This window comes from Kitasatospora sp. NPDC049258, from assembly GCF_040678895.1.
Lineage (GTDB): Bacteria > Actinomycetota > Actinomycetes > Streptomycetales > Streptomycetaceae > Kitasatospora.
Map to the genome: position 1 here is coordinate 1 of NZ_JBFAQT010000075.1, position 9,340 is coordinate 9,340.

3 protein-coding genes are annotated in these 9,340 nt (G+C 67.3%); 1 reads left to right on the top strand and 2 read right to left on the bottom strand.

Going from position 1 to position 9,340, the window contains the following annotated elements:
• Positions 1-308 precede the first annotated feature (308 nt).
• Positions 309-2,666 (bottom strand): discoidin domain-containing protein, encoded by a 2,358-nt coding sequence (locus AB0K43_RS30840; protein ID WP_363645623.1) that lies wholly within the window; start codon positions 2,664-2,666, stop codon positions 309-311.
• Positions 2,667-4,857: 2,191 nt separating this feature from the next.
• Here AB0K43_RS30840 and AB0K43_RS30845 point away from each other — a divergent pair.
• Positions 4,858-5,112, top strand: coding sequence for a helix-turn-helix domain-containing protein (locus AB0K43_RS30845; RefSeq protein WP_363645625.1), 255 nt, complete (start codon positions 4,858-4,860; stop codon positions 5,110-5,112).
• Positions 5,113-5,394: 282 nt separating this feature from the next.
• Here AB0K43_RS30845 and AB0K43_RS30850 read toward each other — a convergent pair whose 3' ends face one another.
• Complete coding sequence (locus tag AB0K43_RS30850) at positions 5,395-8,463, bottom strand: hypothetical protein (protein WP_363645627.1); 3,069 nt, start codon at positions 8,461-8,463, stop codon at positions 5,395-5,397.
• Positions 8,464-9,340 lie beyond the last annotated feature (877 nt).

Below are 9,340 nucleotides of genomic sequence, written 5' to 3' on the forward strand. Positions count from 1 at the left end.
CGCGGCACTGGCCCGGGACTGGGGCCACTACCTCACTCCCCGAGGCAAGACCGTCTGGTTCGAACTGCAGATCACCGCACAACCCGGATGACACCCCACCAGAACAGCTCCACGGCCGGCATCCGTCACTCTCGACGCACTGCAGCACCAGCCCTTCAGTCCCCACCGTCACAAGCACCACCTGGCCGCGACGGAGGTGCGGGACGCAAGCCGATTCGCTCACATCCGAGTCGGAACGGGCGGCGCGCAACGGCCCGTTCTCCCGCCACCTGACGCGGTGGCGGGAGAACGGGCCGTTGCCGGGTCGGTCAGCTCAGGCGGAGGCTGTAGAGCGAGTAGCCGTAGCCGGTACCGCGGGTGATGCCCTGCATTCTCACGTAGCGGGCGCTGGCCGGTGCGAAGGTGACGTTGTCGGTGCCTGCGGCGGTGTGGCCGCGCTGCTGGGACACGGTGGTCCAGGTGGTGCCGTCCGTGGAGACCTGGAGGTCGTAGTCCTTGGCGTACGCGACCTCCCAGGCCAGCGAGGCGCTGCTGACGGTCTGTGTGCTGCCGAGGTCGACCTGCAGCCACTGGTTGTCGGTGCGTTCGCTGGACCAGCGGGTGGTGCCGTTGTTGTCGAAGGCCTGCTCGGGGGTGAGCCAACTGGTCTCGCTGGAGGAGGCGCTGGCGGGCTTGCCCGCGGCGAGGTCGGCGGCGCCTCGGACGTCGATGCTGTAGAGGGAGTACCCGTAGGTGGTGCCGCGGGTGATGCCCTGCATCTTCACGTAGCGTGCGTCGGTGGCGGGAAAAGTGATCTGGTCGGCGGTGGGTCCGGTCAGGCCGCGGCGCTGCGAGACGGTGGTCCAGGTGGTGCCGTCGGTGGAGACCTGGAGGTCGTAGTCCTTGGCGTAGGCGGCTTCCCAGGTGAGCTTCGCGGACGAGATCCGCCGCACCGAGCCGAGGTCGACCTGCAGCCACTGGCTGTCGGTGTGGGCGCTGGCCCAGCGGGTGTCGGCGAGAGCGTCGGTGGCGTTGGAGGCCTGCCACTGGGGGATCTCGGTGGAGGAGGCGGTGGTGGTCCGGCCGAGGGCGAGGTCGGAGGTGACGTCGTTGGAGCCGAGGGTGTTGGGCAGGTAACTGGTGCCGGGGCCCTGGCCGACGGCGCGGACCGTGGTGAGGAAGGCCTGGTAGTCCGTGCCGGCCTTGGTACCGGACCACATCTTCTGGGCGAGGGCGGGGAAGCTCTTCTCGACCAGACCGTGCACCTGGAGCTCGGTGTAGCTCGCGTTCACCAGGTCGTTCCAGACGGCGGGCATCGCCCCGAGCAGGTGCGGGTCCTGCTTGGCGAGGGTCTGGTCGCCCGGGAAGACGTTGGGCTCCCACGTGTTGAAGATCGACTGACCGTCGAGGCCCTGGGGGTGGTAGTAGGTCGCGAAGGGCACGACGTAGAGCAGGCTGTCGTTCGAGTTGATGACGTTGTAGCCGTCGGCGATGGCCTGCTTGGGGCCGTACCAGCCGTTGTTCCAGCTGTTGACGGTCATGTTGCTGTCGTAGCCCGCACCGCCACCCGACATCCTGGCGAAGCTGCCCCAGATGCTGACCTGCTTGCCGAGGCTGCGCACGTAGGGGGCGATGGTGTTGATGTACGTCTGGTACTGGCCGACGTAGGCCTTGTCGTACTCGTCGGCGCCGATGTGGACATTGGTTCCGCGGAACCAGGGGATGAACTCGGCGTAGACCGACTTCATGAAGTCCGTGGTGGCGGGCTTGCCCAGGTCGAGGTGGTCGGAGTTACCGCCGTACAGGCCCAGGTCCGGCCTGAACTTGGTGAACGCCCTCGCGTGCCCGGGGGCGTCGATCTCGGGGACGAGCGTCACACCGGCGGCCGCGGCGGTGTCCTCGAAGGAGTCCCAGTCGGCCCGGGTGTACACGCCGTCGGTGGCGGCCAGTCCGGCGAAGGCCGGGTTGTCGCTCTGCAGGCGGAAGGCGGACTTCGCCAGGGACCAGTTGCCGCCGGGCGGGTTGATCTCGTTGTCGTTCAGGTGGAGCTGCAGGGTGTTGAGCTTCTGGTAGCCCATCCACCTGATGTAAGAGCGGATGAATTCGGGCGTGAAGTACCGGCGCCCCACGTCCAGCATGAACCCGCGCACGGCGTAGTTGGGGTAGTCGACCGCCGACCCCACCGGCACGCTTCGGTGGTCGGCGGACCCGACAACCGTCTGCAGCAGTGTGTTCACGCCGTTCACCGCGCCCTGCTGGGCGGCGGCGGTGACGGTGACCTGGCTGCCGGTGACGTCGATCCGGTACGCCTCCGGCTTCAGTGCCGGCAGCACGGCGCCGAAGTCGGCGGCCGCATCGATCTTCAGCAGGACGTCGCCTGCGGCCACCGTACCCGTGGCGGCGGTCAGGTGAAGACCCGTCAGCTCGGTCGCGTCGCCGACTGCCTTGGCGGCGAGCTGCTGGAGCTGGGCGGTGGATCCCGTCGGGGTGACGATCCTGCTGTTGTCGCTCAGTGCCACCCGTCCGCTGCCGCCGGTCCACTGCTGGAGGGCGGGCACGACGGCAGGAGCGGTGTTCACCGGGGCGGCCGCGTAGGCGGGGGCGGCCGTCGGGAGGACGAGGGCCGGTGCGGCGATCAGCAGGACGCCGACCGCCTTTCCGGTCAGGGGCATTGCCTTGGGCTTCATGGCAGTTACCTCGTGCGGGTAGAAGTGGGGGAGCCGTGCGACGAGCGGGGCGTGCTCCGCGGCTCGGTACGCCTGCACTGGTGGTGCTGGGGGCCGGGCGGGCAGGCCCGAGAGGGGAGGGGGCTGGGGCCGGAGCGAGGGGGCCGGCCAGCGAGCCTTGGCTCGGTGCAACTGGGTGCTCATGGTTGGGCACGTTGGGCGGATTGTCAATATGAGGTCTAGACCAATAGGGATCAAAGGCCGCATCAATTCATAGTGAAGTCCCGGGGAATCGCCCGATCCGGTCACGCCAGTGCGAAGCGTGTTGCGGTCGATGCCCTCTTTGCGTCCTTTGATGGTGCGACAGGTGCAACCCGGGTCTCGGAACGGCAACGCTTCCCTCCGGATGTACGCCCGCAGGATGGGTCGTCCAGATCCTGGGGTACAGGCCATTTCGCCGTGGGAGGTCCCGACGATCCGGAGACCCTGCATTGCAAAGCCACCGGGCGTCCGCGAGGGTGGGCGTCGAAGGGAGTACCGCATCAGGCCAGTGTGTTGGGGCATCGGATCGCGGACGTCGGTGCAGGGCAGGCGCCCCGCGGCACTTGCCGCGGGGCGCGGCCTGATCCGGATCTGCCGGAGGAAAGGGGGGCCGGCCCGGGAGGTATTGCAATACGGGCAACGATCTAAACGTCACGGTTGATGCTTCATGGCACGCTCGTCCATCCTCACCTTTTCCCATCGTGCTCGATCCACATCTCGCAAAGGAGAATCTCCCCTGGACTCCGGGCCGGCCAGGGCATGGATGCTCGAAAATGCCTTTTCCTATGCACAGTTGAGGAGCGTTCCGTGGGTGCGTGCACCACGCACCCTTCCGGCCGCCTGTCTCCGATGCCATCCGCGTGACTCCTGGGCGATGCGGGGAGTCCGCGTGGGGTGGCCTGTGTCAGATGTTGCTGCTGCCCGGCCTCTGGGCACTCTCCATCGATCGAAGGGTCGCAAGGCCGCCGGCGATCGATATTCACCGGATGTCTGATCGATCACCTGCAGATCGGGGGAGCGAGCGGGAGGCTTCGATCAGTGGGCCGGGATGGGTTCAACTCTACTGGCGGAGGGCACTTCCCCCTGGGGCTCTCCATCGAACTTCCGTCGGTTCATTCAAATAAAGCCTCGACGGGCGTTGGAGTCGATGCCGCACTCCTCTTCCGGTCGCAGGCGGATCCGCCTTCCCGCTCTTTGGCTGCCACCTGGCTCACGTACACTCTGGATCCATTGAGGAAAATACATCGGACGAATATCTCCGGTCGGCGGCGTTCTGCTACCCACCTGAGTCCTCGAACCGAACCGCCCCCATTCAGGCGCAACTTGTCACCATGCTCCGCCGGACGAGCCCCGGATGCCGGTCGGTCGAGGGGGCCCCGGTTCGACCGAGGGGGGTGGGGGCTGCCACGGCGACCGATCGGGACCTCTGCGGTCAGAGGAGCAGGCTCGCCATCGAAGCTGTTTGGCGGCACCGGCAACCCGGTGACGGTTGGCGACCTGTGGCTGACCTGGCTATCTGACTCATTGAGGTGACAATGTCCCAGCTACACCGGACGGCAAGACTCCAGGTCCACACCTCCGACCCAGGGAAGCGGCAGAAGCCCTGACACCGTTGGCTCGGGTGCGTCATATGCATCCCACGGAAGAACATGCCTACGCTGCCGAGTTCGACGTGTTCGACATCGGGTGCTGCCCGATCGGTGTTTCCAGGATCCAGTACGAGCTGACAGCGGAAGCTGATCTTCAGGACACATCGGCTGCCGTCTTCCTGCCGGGCAGGCCGGTCCTCTCCCATGTGCACGGCAGCCGAATCGTCGCGCTTCTCCTACGCTCTGGCTCCCTTCCAGACGAGCGGGACAGCAGTGGTGCGGGACGTTCACCGAGCCTGGAAGGGGTGAAGGAGATAGATCTGCGGACCGGCCCTGCTCACTCCTGGGCGCGCCTGCTGGCACAGTCGGCGGTCGACCTGGCACGGCCGGCAGGGCACAGCATGTGGGGCAACTAGCTGATGATGCCCCACTTGCGGTAGTCGTTGCTCCGTGGACTTCTCGTCAGCACCGGCCACATCGCCGCCCGGGTCCATGAGGGCCGCCGCTGGCGCCCACTGTTCCTGACGGAGGCTCAAGACGCAATTCACGCCCACCCTGCACACCTCTGGACGGTGGCACAGTTGGCCGCCATCGGCCACATCAGTTCCCGCTCTCTCCAGCAGGCCTTCCGCGATCACACCGGCGCCAGCCCGATGGAGTGCTTGTGCCGGGTGCGCCTGGCGCGGGCCCACTCCGAGTTGCTGACCGCCGACCCTACGACGGCCTCTGTCCGTCAGATCGCGGCGCGCTGGGGCTTCACCCACCTGCCCGGTTTCGCCCAGTACTACCGCGCGCATTACGGCCACAACCCTCGGCACACGCTCCAGCAGCTGTGATCTGTTCCCTCAAGCCCTCTCCCTGCACATGGTCCAGCCTTACGGAGTTGACGCCGGCGCCACCCGCCCATGACGTTCGCCCGCTCCTCTCCTGCGGAGAGGAGCGGGCGCCGTGTCCCATGTGGTGGTGTGAGCCGGCCCGGGAGCATCCGCGAGCAGGCCTGGCTGGTGGGCACCTGCTACCTGTGGCCTCCATGACGGAGGCTCGCGGAGGCGGGTCCGGCCCCATCACGAAGGTGGTGGGGCCGGACCCGCCCTTTCATCGTGGCCGGTCGGCTTTGCTCAGCCTCCGTTCAGGGTGAGTCCGTCGAGGGTGGCGTACTGTCCGGACAGCTTGGTCACCACGATGGTGTGGTTGCCGGAGGGCAGGAGGCCGGAGGTGTACAGGGCCACGTCCGCGTGGCGTGCGCCGTCGGTGGGAAGGGTGCTGACGGTCTGCTGGGGGCCGCCGTCGATGCTGATGCCGATGTTGCCCTGGTCGGTGAACTGCTCACCGCGGACCTGGATTCCGGTGCCGGTGAAGGTGTAGGTGGCCGTCGATCCGTTGGCGGTCGCGTAGTGGACGTCGTTCTGGTAGTCGCCGTACGCGCGACCGCTGGAGAGCGCGAATCCGCTGTACGAGATCCCGCTGTCGGTGTCGTTGACCCGGGCGGAGGTGAGGACGGTGAGTCCGTCGAGGGTGGCGTACTGTCCGGACAGCTTGGTCACCACGATGGTGTGGTTGCCGGAGGGCAGGAGGCCGGAGGTGTACAGGGCCACGTCCGCGTGGCGTGCGCCGTCGGTGGGAAGGGTGCTGACGGTCTGCTGGGGGCCGCCGTCGATGCTGATGCCGATGTTGCCCTGGTCGGTGAACTGCTCACCGCGGACCTGGATTCCGGTGCCGGTGAAGGTGTAGGTGGCCGTCGATCCGTTGGCGGTCGCGTAGTGGACGTCGTTCTGGTAGTCGCCGTACGCGCGACCGCTGGAGAGCGCGAATCCGCTGTACGAGATCCCGCTGTCGGTGTCGTTGACCCGGACCCCCGCGGGCAGCTGCGGACCGGCGGAGATCTGTGCGGCGGTGGTGCCGGCCGGGATCGGCACGATCATGAATCCGCTGGACAGGTGGGTGACGCCACTGACCTGGGTGGTGCCGATGTAGACCGGGGTGGTGGCGTCGAATCCTTCACCTGCGACGAGGACCTGCGTGGCGTTCGTGGTCGGCGACACGTAGGTGATCCGCGGGCTGGCGGCGAGGACCGGGGAGATGGTGCCGGAACCGACACCGGCGGCGCTCAGCACACCGGCCGGGAGGTCGGACGGCCCCGGTGTGGCAGGAATCGACGTGGTGCCGCTCACGTTCGTGTCGGTCGGCGGGTTGCTCTTAGGGGTACAGGGGTAGTACCCGGTACCGGCGGAGAGGTAATTGCCCGTGACCCAGAAGTGGCCGGTCGGCATGCAGCCGCCCTGCGACGCCGCCCCGGCGCCGAACGCCACGTTGCCCTGCCAGTTGATCCACTCCGAGCCGGCGTCGTCGTAGTAGGTGAAGTTGGTCTCGGGGGAGTTGTAGGCGATGTTGCCGGTGACCTGCAGGCCCTTGGCTAGAGTCTGCACCGGGTCGACGGTGGTGCCGCCCGTCTGGTAGACGTACTGCGCCTGGTGTCCCTCGACGTAGACGGCGCCGCCGTCGTGGCGGACGGACATGTAGTCGTGGATGATGTTGTTGCTGATGGTGTTCGAGGCGTTGATGTTGATGGTGTTCTGCGCGGTGGGGCCATTCTGGTCGACGTGGCCCTGGATGACGCCGGACGTGATGCCGGTGTAGGGCAGGTCGTAGAGGTTGTTGCGGGTGATGGTGGTGTTCTGGGCGAACAGCAGGGTGATGCCGCACGCCGAGGAGTAGTCGGTACCGATGTGGTGGATGATGTTGTCCGCCACGGTGGTGCCGGTGAGGATCTCATTGGTCCCGATCGTGTCGCCACTGACCGCGGCGGCGTCCGGGGTGCAGTTCTGCTTGATGTCGGCCGGGTTGGACGGGTCGGCCGGGGCAGGTGACAGGGGGATCGGGTCGATCGGGTGCGGGTCGTAGGTGCATCCGAGGAGGATCGCCGTCGAGGCGATGTCGGTGAACTCGTTCCCCTGGACCACCACGTTGGCCGAGCCGTACATCACGCTCAGTCCCGCGCCACCGAGCAGGGTGAACCGGTTGCCGGTGAGCGTGATGTTCTTCGAGGCGGAGAACGCGACGTTGGCCAGCGGCTGGGTCAGCGCACCGAAGGGGCAGCTGGCGTCGGTTGTGTACTTGGAAAATTTGCACAGGCCCTGGTCGTTCCTGCCGGTGATCCGCAGGTTGCTCTGCACGTCGGAGAACCCCGCCGCCGTGGAGGGGGCGTTCCAGGTCGCGTGCGAGAACTGCAGGCCGCTGAAGGCGATGTCGTGCAAGGGCGCGGCCAGCGTGCCGGCGCCCTGCACCAGCGACTCCAGCCGCGGCAGCTCCACGTCGAGAGCGGCCATCTGCTGGCCGGGAACGGGCTTGTAGTACAGCTTGTTGCCGGCCGTGTCCAGGAACCAGTGACCGGAGCCGAGCAGAGACTGCGCGTTCTCGATGAACGCCGGCATCTGGTTGACGGACATGGAGGGCAGGCCGCCGCTGCCGTCATTGAACACTGCCCTGGCTGTGACGTTGGTCCAGCACGGCTGGCTCATCGTCAGGGTTCCCGCAGCCGCAGAGAAGCTCGCCACCCGGCATCGCGACTCGGTCCACGCCCCGTTGCCGCCGGGGTAGTCGAACTCGACCCCCGCCACCTGACCTGCGGTCAGCGAACCGAACCACGCCTTCGCCGCCTGGTCGCCCGAGATGTCGTAACCCGTCGACGACCCGGTCCAGGAGCCCGTGAACCCCAGGCTCGTGGGGGACGCCGTGGCCACCGAGGTCTCGTGGCCGTCGACGTACAGCTGCCGGCTCTTGCTTCCGGCCGGCACCGAGGCGGACCACACCCCGCTGGAACCGGCCTGCTCCCAACCTGTGATCTGGGACCCCCCGGAGATCACCGGCCGAGCACCCGGCGCGGCCTTCCAGACGACAGGATGACCCGCGGAGCCGGAATCGGCGGCGCTGAACTTCCAGGTGCTGGTCAGTCGGTAAGTACCGTCGGCGAGAAGGACGGTGACGTCGGCCGTACTGTCCGCAGCGAGCTGCGACCGTACCGCACTCTGCGCGCCCGCGAGGGTGCACGGCGCCGAGACCGAACAGGTCGAGCCCGCGCCCGACGGCGAGGCGTAGAGAGTCACCGACGACACTGCCGAAGCGGACGGAATCGCGGGCAGCGTCAGCGCCGCCGCAAGGATCATTCCGACCGACCCGACACGGCGCACCGCTCCTCTTGCGCGTGAAGCTGCTTGACCTGACATGTGGGGGACCTTCCTTCGTGCATGCGCTCGGCTCCGCAGGCCTGATGGGGCAGGCTGCGAGCTGAGGATGGGATGAGCGCGATGTGCCATCGGCCGCACCGGGACTGAGGGGCCCCGGATACGGAGGGTGACTGGATGCAGCGTCCGTGTCGGACGGCCTGCGCCCGAGCGAAGCCTGCTGTCGACGGGGCGGGCGGAGAGGTGAGGCCTCTCTCCGCGCGACCCGTCTCTACCGGATCCCTACATCCGATGTTCGGAGCATATTCGGTCGCCGTTCACCCCTTGTCAAGGGTTTGCATATGGCGGAACCGGAACCACGCCGACCTCTGCACGGACACCCGCCACCCCATCGAATTGCTACGCCCCTCGTTTCGCGCCGCCAGGCGCTTCGTGGCCGTCAGGTGCCGGTTGAATGCGCTGAACAGGCGCGATGGGTCGATACGCCGGAACCCGGAGTGGCGTGGCAGGCATCGGCACCTGGGCTCGCAGGGGGACGGCAGCGTGTCGGAAGGCGTCGCAGCGCTGCTCCCGCCAGGGAGACGTTATGGGTTGGGCGTCGTTCTGACGCTTGGCGACTTCCCTAAAGATCCGATGTGCGTGTGGTGCCGGATCAGCGCTGTCGAGCGCATGTACGACGGTTCGCGCCGGCGGGCCCCGGCATATCGGCTGTCGCCCACTGCGTGGATGAGTATGCGACATGAGTAGTTTCCCCGTGTTCGCCCTGGCGTCGGTCACGGAGCGTTGTGGACGAACCGAATGGACAGGAAAGTGAAGGGAGCAAGGCCGTGGACCTCATCGGAACCCTCACCTCGACGGCTCCAGCCCTGGGAAGCGTCGATGA